This window comes from Moraxella sp. CTOTU47724, assembly GCF_032014955.1.
GTDB classification, from domain to species: domain Bacteria; phylum Pseudomonadota; class Gammaproteobacteria; order Pseudomonadales; family Moraxellaceae; genus Faucicola; species Faucicola tetraodonis.
In genome coordinates this window covers 1-19274 of record NZ_DALZSV010000047.1, presented here as the reverse complement: position 1 = coordinate 19274, position 19274 = coordinate 1, and the positions used below count along the sequence as shown (strand labels likewise).

Here is a 19274-nt window from a genome sequence, read left to right as displayed (position 1 = left end):
CAATTGACTCACATGCAATGCCGGCGCTCACTACGGTCTGCATTTCTTCACCGCCACGCCCAAAGATAAACGGGTCGCCCGACTTTAAGCGTACAATAGTTTTGCCTTGTTGCGCTAGGGTGACCAATAAGCCATTGATGTCTTGCTGGGACATGCTGTGCTTGTGGCATTTTTTACCCACATAGATTTTTTCTGCCGTTGTGTTAAGTGCCAAAATCTCATCACTCACCAGATTGTCATAACAAATCACATCCGCTTGCAAGATGGTTTTATAAGCTTTGATGGTCAAGAGTTCAGGGTCGCCTGTACCTGCACCAACCAGATACACTTTGCCCTGATTTTGTACAGGTTTTGCATGTTTGGTGGTTATAGGAAGGTCAAAACGATTTTCTTTCACGGTGTCATGGGGAAAAAATTCAACACTCACAGGGCTACTGATTGAAGGCATAGCAGTTTTCCAACATAATCAAACAAGGTAATTTAAAAATGCAATTACCATGCCTAAATTTTAACTCATACCCTTAATCCTACCCTTAACTGATGAAATTATTTTATATCCTGTTAATGTGAATAATTTCCCAAAATTTGACCTATTTATCCTATGTCATTGAGTGAGTTCAACGCCAAATCAAATTCATTTTTGGTATTAAAATTTGCTAAAGTTATCCATTCATTCGGCAATGCAGCGGTTTGTATTTTTTTATCCGCCAAAAACTTCATCACTGCGCGCTGACCCTTATCCAAATAATCGTTTAATTTTATTAATAAATCCGTACGATACAAACCCAACAATGGATAATCCTTTTCAGCCTTTAAATAAATCACCGCCTCATTATCGGTTACTGCATAACGCAACTTATCAAAAACTTGATGGGCATGAACCAAACTATCACAGCTTATCACCAGTAAATAATGGTAAGGAGACATGACTTGATTCATGGCACTTGCCATGGCTGATAAAGCCCCTCCCCCTTTGCCATTTTGTTGATTAGGGAGATAATCATCAATGATTTTGACGGTTATATCATGGCATAAGCGCTTACCATTATCCGCCATCATCACAGGGACATTTAAGCATTTGGCATGACGAATATGAAAATCAAGCAAAGTCTCGCCATTTGGCAAGCTTAATAGCGCCTTGGGTGAACCCATCCGAGATGATTCACCCCCGCCAAAATCACCACTCCTGCCAATTTAATGGTCATGTTTTGGATTTTCACGCATCAGATGGGGCACAAAGTTACATGGACGGGTACGGTTGTCGAGCTGTTCTTTGATGATGCCTTTCCAGCCTGTGCGACAGGCACCCGAGGAGCCAGGTAAACAAAAAATCACCGTATTATTCGCCATGCCTGCTAGGGCGCGAGATTGCAAAGTTGACATGCCGATTTCATCACGAGATAACGCGCGGAACATCTCACCAAACCCTTGTACTTCTTTATCAAACAGCGGGCTTAGGGCTTCAGGGATTTGGTCACGGATATAAAAACCTGTCCCGCCCGTGGTAATGATAGCGTGAATCGCAGGGTCGGCAATCCATTGACTCACGATCGCACGGATTTGATAAATATCATCGGTGCGTATGGCTCGCTCCGCCAGAGTATGCCCTGATTCGACAAGGCTATCGGCTAGGTATTGACCAGAGGTATCTTCTTCTAAACTTCGGGTGTCTGATACAGTTAAGATTGCGATATTAAGCGCAATAAAAGGTTTTTCAGGCTTGCTCATTGGGGTTTCCTCATTATTTGATGGGCATACAATTTTATGGGCATATCAAATATTGCCATAGATTAGGCGTTTGTTATAGCGTTTTTGTTTGTAACGCATGTCTAGGCTGTCACTCTGTCAATTAACGCCCAGTGGTTGACTGCGTAGACAGGCATCAGCTTTGCGACGCTTGCACCCGTGCATTTATGTTAATCAACAAAAACAATATTACTCATCTTTAACTACCACGGGCGGACCCAGCAATAAATGCTCATCGATAAACTCATTCGCTGAATTATGCTCAGCAGACTCTGCCGTGATATACCATTGTTGATTACGGTACAAGGTCAATCTATCACGTGTCAGCCCTCGCCATAAACAATACATCATCACAAACACCACGATGGCAAACGGAAAGCCTGCAATAATCGCGACCGCTTGCAACGCAGATAATCCCCCTGCCACCAATAATACCGCAGCAATCACCCCTTGGCTCAATGCCCAAAATAACCGCTGAATTTTTGGCGGATTGGTATCGCCGCCTGCGGTGAGCATATCAATCACAAGGCTTGCCGAATCTGACGAAGTGACAAACCACAACATAATCATCACCACAATCACCAGCGTCACAGGCTTGGTTAAAGGATAATATTCAATCAGTTTAAAAATCGCACTACCATAATCGGCTTTGACTGCTTCTATCAGCCCATAATTGCCCATCAATTCCATATGTACCGCGCTGCCGCCAAAAGTGGTAAACCAAAAGAACAACAACAGCATCGGGATAAATAACACCCCAAAAATAAACTCTCTGATAGTACGACCCCGAGAAATGCGCGCCACAAAAATTCCCACAAATGGCGACCAACTCACCCACCATGCCCAATAAAAAATCGTCCAATTTGCCTGCCAATCCGTATTGCTATACGCCTCACTCCAAAATCCTAGTGGAATAAGTTGACTGACATAATTGCCGATATTTTCAATAAAACTATCGATGATAAACTGGGTCGGACCAAACAATAACATAAAACCAAGCAGCAACACAGTCAGTACAATATTGATATCGCTTAAGCGTTTAATCCCTTTATCCAGTCCCATCATCACTGATAACGTTGCCATCGCGGTAATAATTGCAATCAAACAAAGCTGTACCGGAATATTATTGGGAATACCAAACACATTGCTAAAGCCTGTGTTGATTTGCATCGCACCCAGCCCCAAGGATGTCACCACCCCAAACATCGTGCCAAACACCGCAAGGGTATCGACCACATGCCCCCATTTGCCATAGATTTTTTGACCAATCAACGGGTAAAGTACCGAGCGAATCGACAACGGCAAGCCACGGCGATAATGAAAATACGCCAATGACAACGCCACGACACAATACAACGCCCACGCATGAATCCCCCAATGCAAAAACGAAATACTCATCGCTTGTTTAGCTGCTTCTACGGTTTCGGCTTGCCCCATCGGAGGCGACATAAAATGATACAACGGCTCTGCCGTCCCCCAATACAACAGACCAATCCCAATCCCCGCACTAAACAGCATCCCAAACCATGACAGCAAACTATACTCAGGATGCTCTGTCTGATGCCCAAGCCGAATATCGCCATAACGACTCAAGGCAATATATAGGCTAAACACCACCGTGACATTCATCAAAATGATAAAAAGCCAACGAAAACGGTGGGTAATAAAAGACTGCAGTTGGTTAAAAACCTCACCTGCCAACTCACCAAATAATGAACCAAAAATAATAAATCCGACAATCAGCAATGCGGAGGCAATAAAAACAGGGCGATTAACCCGAGGAAAAGGGCCGAATTTTTCGACTTTCACAGAACTCATAAAGATATGTTTTCATTAGATTAACTGGAAAGCAACCTTAACAAATTATTTACAATATTTCAAATTACAGCAAGATTTCACAGGGCGTATATACCACAAAAACAAAACTAAGTTTTTGATTATAAAGGATATATATCTTAACATACTGTAACATTTTAGTAGAGCAGAGAAAATAGGATTAATTAATTTTATTTAATAACCCAATATTATTATGCAGGGGTTAATTCAACATTCATCATCGGTTTATCTGCTTTAATTTGACTAACTGTCGCCTCGTCTGGGTTGCTACCCCCTTAGATAATCAGGATGCTTTCAATGACGGGCTTAAAGGTAAAACGCGTTAAGGCGTTAGTGGATTTTTTGGTCACAACAAATAGCTCACAACAAATAGCATAGATAGATGGTAAGCCCCCGATCATGCCAGCTATTTCACCGCAAAATAAAGCGAGATAATGCACATTTTTTACCTATTTTTTACATAGACACTTTGTACATAAACACGCAATTTTTAGCTCCGCCATTTCTAGCTATACCATCATGACTCACAACATCAGACTTTATAAGTTGTCAATAAAATGCTCGTTTCGGTATTATAAATCCCTGAAATTTTGCGAATTTGTTCCAATACCTTATCAAAATTTTGTAACGTATCTGCCGTGAGCTCTACCAATAAATCCCATTTACCATTTGTTGTGTGCAGTTCATGAACCGCGGGATTGAGACGCAGCTGTTGAACCACCAAACTTGCCTTATTACCTTCCACTTGAATACTCATCCACGCTCGAATCAAATTTTTTTCGGCAGTCGGCTTCATTCGAATGGTATAGCCTGTGATGATACCTTTTTTCTCCATGTATTCAATACGCTTCTGCACCGTAGTACGAGACAGCTTTAGCACGTCAGCAATCGCGCTAATCGACAAGCGGGCGTTGTCTCGTAATAAACCCAGAATCTTTTCGTCATTATCATTCATTTTGACTTTTCCTATTAGCAATTTGCTCATTATGAATTAATTATAGTCACTTTGTAACTTTTTTATTGGCAATTTGATTGTCTATACTAATTAACAAGCTTTGAATATTTTTATATTCAGCAATTTGCCAATGAATACTTAGTGTTTAACACCTTTTATACATAGTTATTTCTACCATTTTTTTGATAAGGAAATCGTATGACCACGCAACCCAATCCACCAACCCGCCAAGATTTTGATCAATACATAGTCCCTGTTTTCGCCCCTGCTTCGTTTATTTTGGTTAAAGGCGACGGGGCAAAACTATGGGCACAAGATGGCAAAGACTATATTGACTTTGCTGGCGGTATTGCCGTGAACGCTCTAGGTCATGCTCACCCTGTGGCGGTGAAAGCCTTGATAGAACAAGGTCAAAAATTGTGGCATATCGGCAACGGTTATACCAATGAGCCTGTATTAAAACTGGCGAAACAGTTGGTTGATCATACTTTTGCCGACAAAGTATTTTTTGCCAATTCAGGGGCAGAAGCCAACGAAGCGGCACTCAAACTGGCGCGTAAAATCGGGCTTGCCAAGGGTAAAAGCAACATCGTGGCGTTTGACAATTCATTCCACGGTCGTACGCTGTTTACTGTGGCAGCAGGTGGTCAACCAAAATATTCAAAAGACTTTGCCCCACTACCTGGCGGTATTATTCACGTGCCGTTCAATGATTTAGCGGCGGCAAAAGCAGTGATTGATGAGCAAACGTGTGCAGTGATTGTTGAGCCAATTCAAGGTGAAGGCGGTGTGTTGCCTGCGGATGCTGAGTTTTTACAAGGCTTACGTCAATTGTGTGATGACAAAGGGGCGCTGCTGATTTTTGATGAAGTCCAAACTGGCGTGGGGCGTACAGGGGCGCTGTATGCTTATATGAATACAGGGGTTGTGCCCGATATCTTGACCACCGCCAAAGCGCTGGGTGGCGGTTTCCCGATTGGGGCGATGCTTACGACGGATGAATTTGCCAGTCAATTTGCGGTTGGCGACCATGGCACGACCTATGGCGGCAATCCACTTGCCAGCGCGGTTGCAGGCGCGGTGTTTGAGTTTATCAATACGCCTGAGGTGTTATCAGGGGTCAAGACTCGCTCGCAGCGCATCATTGATAGACTACACGCCATCAACCAAACCTATCCTATTTTTGAGACCGTGCGAGGTCAAGGGTTGTTACTGGGGGCGGTACTAAAACCTGCCTATGCAGGCAAAGCCAAAGACATCGTTACCCTTGCTAGTGAAGAAGGCGTGTTGGTCTTGGTAGCGGGTTTAAATGTCGTTCGCTTTGCCCCCTCGCTGATTATTAGCGATGACGAAATTGACGAGGGCTTAAACCGTTTAGCGCGTGCGATTGCTCGCTTTGTCGCCAATCAACCCAATGCCAATCAAGCCAATTAAGTCGATAGGTGACCGCTATGTTTATCGTTCGACACGCAAGCGTCAATGACTTGGATGATATTTTTGTGTTGGCAGAAAAATCGGGTATTGGTATGACGACCCTGCCTGCCAACAAAGAAGTGTTATTAAGCCGTCTTAAACGCATCGAAAAAACCCTCAAAGGCGACGCCAAAAAGTGTGAGCAAGGCTATTTGTTTGTGCTTGAAGACACCGACAGCCAAAAAGTCGTGGGACTTAGCGGAATTGAGGTGGCGATTGGGTTGGGTGATTCGTTTTATACCTACCACGTCGGCAAACAGGTGCACTCTTCACAAAGTCTTGACACCCATAACATCATGAAAACTTTGATTTTGGGCAATGATTTGACGGGCAGTAGCGAGCTTTGTACCTTGTTTTTGGACGAAGACTACCGCCAAAACCACAACGGCAAATTATTGTCAAAAATCCGCTTTTTGTTTATCGCTGCCTTTTCGCAGTATTTTGAAGAAAAATTGATTGCTGAAATGCGCGGCTATTCAGATGAAAACGGGCGTTCACCGTTTTGGGATGCGGTGGGTAGTCATTTTTTTGATATCGATTTTGCCCAAGCTGATTATCTTACAGGCATTGGCAAAAAAGCCTTTATCGCTGAGCTGATGCCCCGCTTCCCCATTTATGTGGACTTGCTGACCGCTGAAGCCAAAGCCGTCATTGGCAAAACCCACCCAAAAACTTTGCCTGCTAGCAAAGTCCTAGAAAGCGAAGGGTTAAAGTATCAAAATTATGTCGATATTTTTGATGCAGGTCCGACCTTAGAAGCCGAAATTTGCAATCTTCGAGCGGTGCATGACAGTCAGCTTGTGACCGTCACTATTAGTGATTCAATCGCTAATAACATGTCTGACACTCAGCCATATTTGTGTGGCAATGATAATTATTTGGACTACCGAGCGTGCTTGCTTGAATTACCAAGCGAGCTTAACGGCGCCCTATCGTTGACCACACAACAAGCCAAACAGCTTCATCTCACAGACGGTCAGAGTGTGCGAGTGTTACCGCTCAATCCTACGCATTAATGGGTTCATACAAGTCGATTAACATCACGCTAACAGCACCGCGTGACCGATAAAGCATTTTACCCAACTATTTATAGTTTTATAAAAGCTATGTTTTTGTAGAAATTATGTTTTTTTAGAAGTTATGTTTTTGTAAAAAATGGCAATCAATCATTTAAGGAAGATAAGATGACAACCGCTGACAATAAACGCCCAAACAGCAACAGCCTACAGGCGACGCTACTCATTAATGGTGAATGGGTCACAGCTCACGGTGACGTGTGGCAAACAACCAACCCGGTGAGCCAAGCAGTGATTTGGCAAGGCAACGCAGCGACGGCGGAGGATGTTGAAGTGGCGTGTCAAGCGGCGCGTCAAGCGTTCCTCAGTTGGGCAAAAAAGCCGATTAGCGAGCGAATTGCGATTATCGAACGCTTTGCCAAATTGCTAGAAGACAACAAGACCGCCCTTGCCGAAATCATCAGCCAAGAGACCAGCAAACCCCGATGGGAAACCCTCACCGAAGTACAATCGATGATAGGTAAAGTGTCGATTTCGATTCGTGCATATCACGAACGCACGGGCGCGAGCGAAACCAAAATGGCAGATGGCGTGGCATCCTTACGCCATCGCCCGCACGGGGTACTGGCGGTGTTTGGTCCTTATAATTTTCCAGGACATTTGCCCAATGGGCATATCGTCCCTGCTTTGATTGCAGGCAATGCGATTGTGTTTAAGCCCAGTGAGTTGACCCCATGGACTGCCGAAGCAACCGTCAAGCTTTGGCAACAAGCAGGTTTGCCCAATGGCGTTATCAACCTGGTGCAAGGCGGACGTGACACAGGCGTGGCATTGGCACAATCCAAGCACATCGATGGTTTGCTGTTTACAGGCAGTGCCAACATAGGCTATCAATTACATCATCAGTTGGCAGGTCGTCCTGACAAAATCCTTGCCCTTGAAATGGGTGGCAATAACGCCTTGATTATCGATGACTTGGATGACAGCGAGCCAGACAGCCTAGATGCGGCAGTGAATTTGACCATTCAATCAGCGTTTGTCTCGGCAGGACAGCGTTGCACCTGTGCCCGTCGTTTACTGGTCAAAAACGGCAAAGCGGGAGATGCGTTTATTGAACGCTTGGTTGATGCCAGTAAAAAACTGGTAATTGGCGAATGGGACGCTGAGCCCCAGCCATTTATGGGCGGCGTGATTTCGCTAAAAGCTGCCAACGATATGCTAGCTGCCCAACAAAAACTCATTGAGTTGGGGGCAAAACCGCGCTTGATCATGCGGCCTGTTAAAGACAACAGCAGTCTATTATCACCTGCGATTTTGGATGTGACCGATATCAAAGACATCCCTGATGAAGAATACTTTGGACCCTTGTTGTGCATTTATCGCTACAACGATTTTGACGCGGCATTGCGTCTTGCCAATGACACGCGGTTTGGGTTGTCGGTAGGTTTGGTATCGCCAAAGCGTGACTTGTTTGAGCGTTTATTAATGGAAGCCCGCGCGGGGATTGTCAATTGGAACAAGCCTTTAACAGGGGCATCGAGTGCCGCACCGTTTGGTGGGGTTGGCGCATCGGGTAACCATCGTGCCAGCGCGTTTTATGCGGCTGATTACTGTGCGTGGCCGATGGCGTCGCTTGAGAGTGAACAATTGACTTTGCCTGAGAAATTATCGCCAGGGGTTGTGTTGTAAGTTATCAAAATATTATCGAAGCGAATTTTTTAAATTAATCATAGGGATATAGGGATGTCAAAAACAGGATATGAAGTCAATTTTGATGGCTTAGTAGGGCCGACACACCATTACGCAGGGTTGTCATTTGGCAATGAAGCTTCAACCAGCAACCGTAACCATGTCGCCAACCCAAAACTTGCTGCCAAACAAGGTTTAATCAAGATGAAAGCCTTGGCAGATATGGGACTAAAACAGGGCGTGATTGCCCCGCAAGCTCGTCCTCACTTGCCAAGCTTACGCCAATTGGGCTTCACAGGCGATGACGCCAGTGTGATTCGTCAAGCGATGACAGCCTCGCCCAGTTTGCTGTCTAATTTGACCTCAGCGTCTTCGATGTGGGTCGCCAATGCGGCAACGGTTTCACCGTCAGCCGACAGTTACGATGGGCGGGTGCATTTTACCGCCGCCAATCTCAATAACAAATTTCATCGCTCGATTGAACATGACACTACAAGCAAAGTGCTCGCAGCGATGTTTAACAACCCCAATCACTTTGTCCATCATTCTGCCCTGCCGCCTGTGGCAATGTTTGGCGATGAAGGCGCCGCCAATCACAATCGCTTGGGGGCAAACTATGCTGACCCTGCGGTACAAGTCTTCGTGTATGGTCAGCAGTTTTTAGGCGGTGACATTGCACCCAAACGCTATCCTGCCCGTCAGTCGCTCGAAGCCAGTCAAGCCATCGCCCGTTTGCATGGGCTAGATGCACAGCGAGTCGCTTTTATCCAGCAAAACCCCGATGCCATCGACCAAGGGGTGTTTCATAATGATGTGATTGCGGTGAGCAATCAGCAAGTATTATTTTGCCATGAAGCCGCTTTTGTCAATCAAGCCCAAGCGCTGGATGAGATTCGCCGTAAGATGGCAGGCATTGAGCAAGAATTGATTGCCATTGAAGTGCCTAGCAATCGAGTAACGATAAGCGATGCCGTGGCGACTTATCTGTTTAACAGTCAGCTTTTGACCCGTCCTGATGGTGGCATGACTATTGTCGTGCCTGAAGAATCTCGTCAGCACCCAGCGGTGTGGGCGTATTTAAACGACATGATTGCCATGGGTACGCCGATTGATGATATCAAAGTGTTTGATTTACGAGAAAGTATGCGAAACGGTGGTGGTCCTGCGTGCTTGCGGTTGCGGGTCGCCCTCAACGACACCGAGCTACAGGCGGTCAATCCGCATGTGTTGATGAATGATGGATTGTTTGAGCGTCTAAATCAATGGGTGGATAGCCATTACCGTGATTCGTTAAGCCAAGCGGATATCGGCGACCCTGCGTTAGTGCAAGAGAGTTATGAGGCGTTGGATGAATTGACCCAGATTTTGCAGTTAGGCTCGGTGTATCATTTTCAGCAATAAAATTGACCAAGGTTTTATCAAAGGATAGCTTGTTATGCCAAGTTTTTTGCAAGACGTGTTAAGCCGAACACGCCCCACCACCAAAGCCGGGAAAATCCACAATATCACTTGGCAATGGCTGGGTGACGGTGTGGTGAGTATTACCCCTGCTACTTATGACAAATCGGTGGTGATTTCGGCAGGGATTCATGGCAACGAAACTGCCCCGATTGAGATGTTAGAGCAGATTTATCAAGATATATTTGCAGGTGAGTTGACGGTCAATACCCGATTGCTGTTGATTTTGGGCAATCCTGAAGCCATTCGCCAAAACAAGCGTTTTATCGGGTTTGACATGAACCGCTTGTTTTATCAATCGTATCAACCAAACAAAACCTCGCTCACCTCTCAAGAAGCCCTGCGGGCAAAACTACTTGAACAATGGGTTGGCCAGTTTTTTGCTACGGTAGATAAGCGCCTCCCTCGTTATCATTATGACTTGCACACCGCGATTCGCTCATCGCTATTGCCCACATTTGCGTTATTTCCCTATCCAGCAACCGCGGCGGATGACTTTTTGCTCAGCAGCCTAGCGGCAGCAGAACTTGATGCCTTGGTGTATCACAATACCACGGGTAGTACGTTCACCCAATTTAGTTGCTCAGCGCACCAAGCGTTTAGTGCCACGCTAGAGCTGGGTAAAGCCAAGCCCTTTGGGCAAAATGATTTGCGTCAGTTTGCCTCTATCGACCGTGTGCTCCGAGCGATCATCAGCGGTCAGGCATTACCCGCTCGCCAAACAGCTGCGATACGGGTGTTTGATGTCAGCGATTCTATCATCAAGCAAAGCGATGAATTTGTACTATATGTCGAGCCGACTGCCCCTAATTTTACCGCCTTTGAAGCAGGCACACCGCTTGCCACTGATGGCGGTCAGACCTACATAATGCACGATGGCACGGCTTATATTTTGTTTCCCAATCCCAATGTTGCAAAAGGACTGCGCGCGGGTTTGGTATTAAAAGAGCGAATGGCTGTTTAGCTATTGCCTTTTACTAGGAAAAACTATTTACCCATTTCAACTCATGTATTCATTTGTCAAAGCCAGTTTTTAAGGTAGGACTCAGGGATATTGTTTTTACAGGATAACTTATGGAACGGACGCCAAGTTTAACCCACCGCTTATTGCGCCAAAAACCCATCGACCAATTGGTGGAGGAAACCCGCCAAGAAGGCAAACATCTTAAACGCTCGATTTCGTTGTTTCAGCTTACCATGTTTGGGGTGGGAGCAACGATTGGTACGGGTATTTTCTTTGTATTAAGTCAACAGGTTCCTGTAGCAGGCCCTGCCGTGTTGATTTCTTTTATCATTGCGGGGATTACCGCAGGTTTGACCGCACTGTGTTATGCTGAACTTAGCTCGATGATTCCTGCCTCTGGCTCGTCGTATTCCTATGCCTATGCCACGCTTGGTGAGGGGGTGGCGTTTTTGGTGGCAGCCTGTTTGATTTTGGAATACGGCGTATCAGCGGCGGCGGTGGCGATTGGCTGGAGTGAGTATTTAAATAACTTGATTGTCAATGTGTTTGGTGTGCATTTGCCGAGTTGGATGCTGTCTGCACCCCTACAGGCGGACGGTATCGCCTGTATTTTGGCGGTGATGGGGGTATCAATTTGCCTGCGTCGGTTTTGGTGTTTTTGTGCTGTGTACTGTTGATGCGTGGGGTGGCGGAGTCTGCCAAAGTTAATGCCATCATGGTAGTGGTCAAGCTTGCGGTGCTGGTGTTATTTATCGCCATTGCAGGCAGTGCCTTTAATGCAGGCAATCTCACGCCGTTTGCCCCACATGGCATGGCAGGGATTGGGGCGGCAGCAGGGTCTATCTTTTTTACCTTTATCGGGCTAGATGCGGTGTCTACCGCTGGCGAAGAGGTCGAAAATCCGCGCCGTAATCTGCCATTGGCGATTATTGCCGCTTTATTTGTGGTGATTACTTTCTATATTTTGGTGGCGTTGACTGCATTAGGCGCTCAGGCTCAAGGCTTGTTTGAAGGACAAGAAGCAGGATTGGCGGTGATTTTGCAAAACATTACAGGCTCAAAATGGCCTGCTATCGTGCTGGCAGCAGGGGCCGTGGTGTCGGTGTTTTCGATTACGTTGGTAGTGCTGTACGGTCAAACTCGTATTTTGTTTGCCATGTCCAGAGATGGACTTGCGCCCAAGATTTTTCACCGGGTCAATCAACGCACATTGACGCCTAATGCAAACACCTTAATTGTGGCGATCATTGTATCATTGATTGCCGGTTTTATCCCTGCTGACGTACTGTGGGATTTGACCAGTATGGGCACACTGATTGCCTTTACCGTGGTGTCGATTGGGGTAATTTTGCTACGCTATCGCATGCCCAATGCCCTTCGTGGCTTTAAAGTACCGCTGTTTCCTGTATTACCCATATTAAGCATTTTGGCGTGTTTGTATTTGATTTCAAGCTTAGCTATCATTGTGTATGTGATTGCAGGGATATGGGTAGTCATAGCGGGCTGTTACTACTTTTTTGTGGCCTCAAAAAATTCAGCATTAGAAAAACACTCAGGGAGTCGAGTATGAAACTGTTAGTCGGTTATTTGGATAATGCAGTTGGTAAAGATGCGTTAAAACTTGGCATAGTATTGGCAGAATGCTAAAAAGCGAGCTCGTGATATGTCAAATTTTGCCTAAACCTGCCAAAGCCAAAAAATCCTCCAAAGTCGATGAGGAATATCACCAGTTTTTGCATGAAGAAGCCAAAAAGTCGCTGGATAAAGTCAAACTTGAGGTACCTAGCCACATTGATGCACAGTATGTGATTCGTTCCGCTGATTCCCCCGCTCAAGGTTTGCTGCAGACCGCCAAGGATATGTATGCTGATATCATTGTCATCGGCAGTGACAAAATGGCACTCAATGGCGAATTTATCTTAGGTAAAGTGACGCAATATTTGCTCAATCATGCAACGATACCCTTAGCTCTTGCCCCCAAAGGATTTCATAAAAATCATGGATTTAGTGAGAAAATCACCCGTTTAAGCTGTGCAGTATCTGGCTCAAAAAAATCTTACGAACTGGCAGAAACTGCCGCAGAATGGGCGGCAATGTTTGATGTGCCGCTGCGGTTTGTCACTTTTGGGGTACGAGACACGGATATTACGCCTACGGCAGCAGGGTTTGATGCAGAGAATATTATCATCAACGAGTGGCGTGACCAGCTTCAAGCAGGTTTTGACCACGCTACCGAGCATTGGGAAAGCGAGGTGCCAATTAGCCTAGAGATTGGCGGTGGTGATAATTGGAAAAAATCTATTCGCTCGGTGACGTGGTCACCCAATGAAATACTGCTGATTGGCTTTAACAAACCTGAAAAACTCAAACATTTATTCACCAGTCACGATTTTGACAAAATCGTGCGCTATGCTTTTGTGCCTAGATTGGTTTTACCTCGACTCGATAAATAACTGAAATAAACAAGAAGAAATCACCATGAATACTAAAAAAAATGTCACTACCGCAACCCTTGCCGCGCTCGACATGGACGACATCAAGCAATTTACCCACAAGTATGTGAGTGACAGTCCAGTACTCGACAAATTTGTGGATAATTATTACCAAAACAGTCAGCAACACTTTGGGCAAGGAGCGGACAAGCCCTTGACTAGCGAAACCTTGGCAGGGATTGCATTAAACCATTTTAGCCTATTACAACGTCATCGCTTGGGAACCCCGCAAGTGGCAGTGTTTACCCCCGATTATGAAAGCCAACACTTTCACTCAGCGCACAGCGTTATTCAGATTGTGGCATCTGATCGTCCGTTTTTGGTCGATACCTTGCTGATGAGCTTAGAGTCGATGAATATCACCGTACATCGTTTGCATCACACCATCATGGCAGTCAGCCGTGACGACACGCAGCAAGTGATAGATGTCAGCGTCAGTCAAAGTAGCGACACCAAGTTTATCTCATTGATTTATTGTGAAATTTCTCAGCAGTCAGCCGACAGACTTGCTGAGATCCAGACCGCGATTTTGGATAAAATCAAAGTGCTCGATAAGGTGGTCAATGATTGGCAAGCCATGCGACAAAAACTGATTGATGTCAAACAACAACTGGCAACTAGCCAGCTACCCGCACAACAACAAGCCGAAATCCCCGAAATTCAAGCGTTTTTAGATTGGATTTTAGACAATAATTTTATCTTTTTGGGGTATCGAGAATACCATTATCGAGATGAACCCGATGGCATCGAAATTTATCAACAAACCCAAACAGGTCTTGGGCTACTTGGCGATGACCATGATAATAAAACCTCTGATATGCAAGCCGCTAGCACCCAAAACCTGGATCATGAAAAACCGTCTGAGAGTTTTAACCAATTGCCAAAAACGTTGCGAGCGTTGGTGAATGAACCGCAAGTGCTGTTATTGTCAAAATCTCGTCACTTATCGCCTGTGCATCGCCCTGCGTACATGGATTTTTTGGGGATTCAGCAATTTGATGATAACCGCAAAGTGATTGGCGAACACCGTTTTGTTGGCTTGCTTACCGCCAACGCCTATCAATTAAGTGTCACCCAAATCCCCATGCTTCGTCAAAAAGTCGCCAGTGTACTTGCAATGGCTCATTTGCCGACCAATGGGCACGCTTATCACAAGTTTCAGCATATTTTGAACACTTTGCCGCGCGATGACCTGTTTCAAGCCAGTAGCGAAGCCTTGTATCCGATGGTGATGGGTATCGCCAATTTGCACAACAAACACCGTCTGCGGTTGTTTGCCCGTATTGATCATTATCAACGCTTCGTGTCGTGCCTTATTTTTGTGCCACGGGATAAATTTAACACCCAACTGCGTAGGGCGATTCAACAAATTTTGCTTGATGCCTTTGGCGGTGAGTCGTCACAGTTTAAGGTAGATTTTGATGAGTTGCATCATGTACGTCTGCACGTACACGTTCGCACCCAGCCAGAAAACCTCAATCACATCGACATAGATACCCTACTACCGAGCCTTGAGGAGCAACTCAACAAGTCCATGCAAGGATGGGAAGATGAAGCAAGACAGGTGTTTGCCGATGAACTGGGCGAGGCTCAAGGCACGCAGCTGGCGGATAACTATCTAAGAAGTATTCCTTTGGCGTATCAAGAAGATTACACGCCCCGTGTCGCTTTACAAGACCTCAAACGACTCGATAGCATCGCTACCCAGCAAGCCCTACCGATGCGCTGGTATCTGTATCAAAAGACCAACGAGCCTGCCCAAAACCTGCACCTCAAAGTGTATGGCAAATTGCAACCTGCCACCTTGTCACACATTTTGCCGATTTTGGAAAACTTTGGCTTAAATGTCATCAGTTCTCAAAGCTATGAGTTAGAAAATTTGGACTTGTGGTTGCAGGCGTATGCCTTGCAACTAAAACACAGCACCGATGCCGCCAATGTTGATATGTCAGTGGTGTCAAAACAGGTTGAAGAAGGGCTTGGCTTGATTTGGCAAGGCGCTATCGAAAATGACAGCCTAAACCAACTGATTTTGACGACCCCACTCGATGCTCATGAAGTGGTGCTTCTGCGAGCCTTGAGCCATTATATGTTACAGGCAAAAGCCCCATTTTCATTGCCTTATATCAAGCAAACTTTGATTAAATACCCACAATTGTGTATCAGCTTTGTACAACTGTTTCATGCCAAAATGCGTCCGCAAGACGTGATATTGGCAAGTGAAGTAATGTCTGACCCTACTTTAACCGTGGAAAATATTGAAGCAACCATTCAAGACACGCTCAAATCCGTGCAAACGCTCGATGAAGACCGTATTTTACGTTGGATACTGGATTTACTGCATGCTTTACTTCGTACCAACTATTATCAGCGTGACGAACAAGGCGAGCGTAAAGACCGCTTGTCGTTTAAATTCTCTGCCAAAGACATTCCAAATTTACCAAAACCCAAGCCGATGTTTGAGATTTTTGTGTATTCGCCAAAAGTCGAAGCCGTGCACTTGCGAGGTGGCAAAGTAGCTCGCGGCGGACTGCGCTGGTCAGATCGCATGGAAGATTTCCGCACCGAAGTATTGGGGTTGGTCAAAGCCCAAATGGTCAAAAATGCCGTGATTGTGCCGGTGGGTTCAAAGGGTGCTTTTATCGTCAAAACCAAGTCGATGAAAGACGGACGAGAAACCTATATGGCAGAAGGTGTGCGTTGTTACCAGACCTTTATTCGAGGGCTGCTTGATATCACCGATAACTTGGTTGATGGTCATGTCGTACCACCTGCCAATACCCTGCGTCATGATGGTGATGACCCATATTTGGTCGTTGCCGCTGATAAAGGCACAGCGACGTTCTCCGATATTGCCAATGCCTTATCGGCTGAATACGGCTTTTGGCTAGGGGATGCCTTTGCCTCAGGTGGTTCAGTCGGTTACGACCATAAGGCGATGGGTATCACAGCAAGAGGGGCGTGGGAATCGGTAAAACGTCACTTCCGAATGATGGGCAAAGACATCCAAAACCCAAACAATCCTAATAATCAATTCACCGTGGTCGGTATTGGTGATATGGGTGGCGATGTGTTTGGCAATGGGATGTTGCTATCGCCCAATATCAAGTTGTTGGCAGCCTTTAACCACCTGCATATTTTTATCGACCCAACCCCTGACGTGGCGGCAGCCTTAAGCGAGCGTGAACGTCTGTTTAATTTGCCCCGCTCAACATGGGACGATTACAACAAAGCCTTGATTAGCCAAGGCGGTGGTGTGTTCTCTCGTCAAGACAAAGCAATCGCCATTAGTTCGGCTATGAAACAAGCATTTACCATCGAAGCCCACAGCCTTACTCCTGATGAATTAATTCATGCCTTACTAAAATCACCTGTTGATTTGATTTGGAATGGTGGTATCGGCACGTATGTCAAAAGCACCCAAGAAAGCCACGCCGATGTTGGCGACCGTGCCAACGATGCGGTGCGGATTGATGGGCATGAACTGCAAGCCAAAGTGATTGGTGAAGGCGGTAATTTGGGCATGACCCAACGTGGGCGCATTGAGTTTGCTCAAGCAGGCGGACGACTCTACACCGATGCCATCGACAACTCGGCAGGGGTTAACTGCTCTGACCACGAAGTAAACATTAAAATCTTACTCGATGGTATCGTGGCACAAGGCGACATGACCGTCAAACAACGCAACGAACTGCTTGCCAGTATGACCGATGATGTCGCAAAGCTGGTGTTGCGTCAAAACTATCTTCAGCCGCAAGCCATCGAACTATCCGCCATGCAGGCAACCGCCAATCTTGGCTTACAACAAAAATTCATGCAGTATCTTGAAAGCGAAGAGCGCTTAGATAGAGCGATTGAATTTTTGCCAAGTGATGAGGAAATCGCCCGCCGTCAAAAAGCCGGACAAGGCTTGACCAATCCTGAGCTGTCAGTGTTGTTGGCGTATGGCAAAATGTGGGTGTATGACCATCTGTTAGAATCCGATGTACCTGATGATGGTTACTTTATTCAAGAAATGCGAAAATATTTCCCTACCGTGTTGTCTGAGCGATACTTTGAGCAAATGCAGCAAAATCCATTACACCGAGAGATTATCAGCACTTATTTGACCAACAGCTTGGTCAATCGCTTAGGTATCGAAGATATCTATCGTATGGTCGATGAGTTAGGTGTATCGATTTCTAGTGTGGTCAAATCCTACAGCGTGATGCGAGATGTGTTTGATATTTCGCAGTATTGGCAGTTGTTTGAAGCCCTAGACAATCAAATCAACTCACAACAGCAGCTAACCCTTGAGTTATGCTTACGTCAGGACCTGACCCAAAGTATGTATTGGCTGATTCAGCAGTTTGGGGAAGACTTTGATGTGACTGCGGTATCGACCCAATTGTCCGATGGCATGGCAAGCTTGACCCATCAAACCTTTGATAACCAGCCTCGTACCAGTTACTTTAGGGATTATCTCGATAAACTCACCACCGAATACAGCGATATCTCATTATTGCAGTCGCATTCTGCAACCTTGCCTGTCTCACCACAGGTGCTAGATGCGGTATGGTTTGCCAAGAAAAATAGCCAAGATGTCGAGCAAGTGACGAAAGTTTACTTCAAGGCATATGAGCTACTGCATATTGATTGGCTATTGATGCAAGTTGAAGCCTTGCCACAGACTAGCTACTGGGAACGTCGCGCCGCTCATGCCCTGCGTGAAGATATCATGACCACGTTTCGCCGTTATGTCAGTCAGTTTTTAGCACAGCCTGACCCACTTTCAGCGATTGAGGCGTTTGCTGCGCAACGTGGCGATACCTTGGCAGAATTGGTACAAGCCAAAGAAGGCGGTTTACCCATTACCTTCGCCATTTTGTCAGTGTTGGTCAGTCAGTTAAAAGAAGGCATTATTGACTAAACTTGTAATCTCTCAACACTAAAGAGGCATAAAACAAGAGGCTTAAAAAGCTGGCATACTGAGAATTAGCTGTATATACATTCTTCGGTTTTATCAGTTTTTTAGGCTTTTTTGTTTTTTTAAGCTTTTTTGTTAGTGCTCAAATGTATCAACCCAGTTCTATGTTAATTTTATGATAATTTGGTCTCGACATTGGGCATACGTGAGTGTGCGTTATCTTAAAATACCAGATTGATGCAAGATAACATTGCATCCTGACATGCTACGACTTGCAAGGTCGCAAGCCGTAAGCCAAAATTTTTGGTCACAAAATGGTCACGTTTTGGTCACAAGCGTTTGGTCACGTTAGTTTTACTTAAATATCAAAAATAGGTATCTTTTCAACTTAACAATCAAAATCAATTTTCCCAATCACATCAAAATAAAAATTCATAAAACAATATATTTTTTAAAATCAATAACTTAGTAAAAAATTTAAGCCAAAAAAAACCTCAAATCAGGGGAGATTTGAGGCATAAAACTTTAAAAATTTCGTTTTTAAATCCACTAAAATAAGTGGCGCAGCGGACGGGACTCGAACCCGCGACCCCCGGCGTGACAGGCCGGTATTCTAACCAACTGAACTACCACTGCACGGTAGCTGATAGCGATGATATAGGTTGGTGGGTCGTGACGGATTCGAACCGCCGACATTCTGCGTGTAAGGCAGACGCTCTACCAACTGAGCTAACGACCC

Annotated in this window: 14 protein-coding genes and 2 tRNA genes; 9 read left to right on the top strand and 7 right to left on the bottom strand. The window is 45.4% G+C overall.

The window, feature by feature from the left end:
- The 5 genes from RTR63_RS09225 to RTR63_RS09205 all read right to left on the bottom strand — a co-directional run.
- Positions 1-448 (bottom strand): uroporphyrinogen-III C-methyltransferase (locus RTR63_RS09225; protein ID WP_312523862.1); only part of this gene is annotated, 448 nt, incomplete at its 3' end.
- A 146-nt stretch (positions 449-594) separates the two neighbouring features.
- The gene (gene mobA / locus RTR63_RS09220; protein ID WP_312523861.1) at positions 595-1152 is read right to left on the bottom strand and encodes a molybdenum cofactor guanylyltransferase; all 558 of its coding nucleotides are present in this window, start codon (positions 1150-1152) and stop codon (positions 595-597) included.
- Between the two features lie 42 nt (positions 1153-1194).
- Positions 1195-1728, bottom strand: coding sequence for a molybdenum cofactor biosynthesis protein B (gene moaB, locus RTR63_RS09215; RefSeq protein ID WP_312385952.1), 534 nt, complete (start codon positions 1726-1728; stop codon positions 1195-1197).
- Between the two features lie 207 nt (positions 1729-1935).
- Positions 1936-3564 (bottom strand): BCCT family transporter, encoded by a 1629-nt coding sequence (locus tag RTR63_RS09210; protein WP_312523860.1) that lies wholly within the window; start codon positions 3562-3564, stop codon positions 1936-1938.
- A gap of 550 nt (positions 3565-4114) precedes the next feature.
- Complete coding sequence (locus tag RTR63_RS09205) at positions 4115-4537, bottom strand: Lrp/AsnC family transcriptional regulator (RefSeq protein WP_219330845.1); 423 nt, start codon at positions 4535-4537, stop codon at positions 4115-4117.
- A gap of 198 nt (positions 4538-4735) precedes the next feature.
- On the opposite strand from RTR63_RS09205, the gene RTR63_RS09200 reads away from it, so the two are divergent.
- The 9 genes from RTR63_RS09200 (at position 4736) to RTR63_RS09160 (ending at position 18538) form a co-directional block, all read left to right on the top strand.
- Positions 4736-5971, top strand: coding sequence for a bifunctional succinylornithine transaminase/acetylornithine transaminase (locus RTR63_RS09200; protein WP_312523859.1), 1236 nt, complete (start codon positions 4736-4738; stop codon positions 5969-5971).
- Positions 5972-5988: 17 nt separating this feature from the next.
- Positions 5989-7026 (top strand): arginine N-succinyltransferase, encoded by a 1038-nt coding sequence (gene astA, locus RTR63_RS09195; protein WP_312523858.1) that lies wholly within the window; start codon positions 5989-5991, stop codon positions 7024-7026.
- A 168-nt stretch (positions 7027-7194) separates the two neighbouring features.
- Positions 7195-8715 carry a succinylglutamate-semialdehyde dehydrogenase gene (gene astD / locus RTR63_RS09190; RefSeq protein WP_312523856.1) on the top strand — a complete coding sequence of 507 codons (1521 nt, stop codon included), beginning with the start codon at positions 7195-7197 and terminating at the stop codon, positions 8713-8715.
- Between the two features lie 54 nt (positions 8716-8769).
- Positions 8770-10116, top strand: coding sequence for an N-succinylarginine dihydrolase (gene astB / locus RTR63_RS09185; protein ID WP_312523854.1), 1347 nt, complete (start codon positions 8770-8772; stop codon positions 10114-10116).
- A 34-nt stretch (positions 10117-10150) separates the two neighbouring features.
- Entirely contained in the window at positions 10151-11137 is a 987-nt protein-coding gene (gene astE / locus RTR63_RS09180; protein WP_312523852.1) for a succinylglutamate desuccinylase, read from the top strand.
- A 110-nt stretch (positions 11138-11247) separates the two neighbouring features.
- On the top strand, positions 11248-11814 hold the full coding sequence (locus tag RTR63_RS09175; protein ID WP_257619556.1) for an APC family permease: 567 nt from the start codon (positions 11248-11250) through the stop codon (positions 11812-11814).
- Positions 11772-12707 carry an amino acid permease gene (locus RTR63_RS09170; protein WP_312523850.1) on the top strand — a complete coding sequence of 312 codons (936 nt, stop codon included), beginning with the start codon at positions 11772-11774 and terminating at the stop codon, positions 12705-12707. Before RTR63_RS09175 ends, RTR63_RS09170 begins: the two co-directional genes overlap by 43 nt.
- A gap of 88 nt (positions 12708-12795) precedes the next feature.
- Positions 12796-13590, top strand: a complete 795-nt coding sequence (locus RTR63_RS09165) for a universal stress protein (protein ID WP_312523848.1) — start codon at positions 12796-12798, stop codon at positions 13588-13590.
- Positions 13591-13615: 25 nt separating this feature from the next.
- Positions 13616-18538, top strand: coding sequence for an NAD-glutamate dehydrogenase (locus RTR63_RS09160; RefSeq protein ID WP_312523846.1), 4923 nt, complete (start codon positions 13616-13618; stop codon positions 18536-18538).
- Between the two features lie 556 nt (positions 18539-19094).
- Here RTR63_RS09160 and RTR63_RS09155 read toward each other — a convergent pair.
- Positions 19095-19171, bottom strand: a tRNA-Asp gene (locus RTR63_RS09155).
- Positions 19172-19198: 27 nt separating this feature from the next.
- Positions 19199-19274 (bottom strand) — tRNA-Val (locus tag RTR63_RS09150).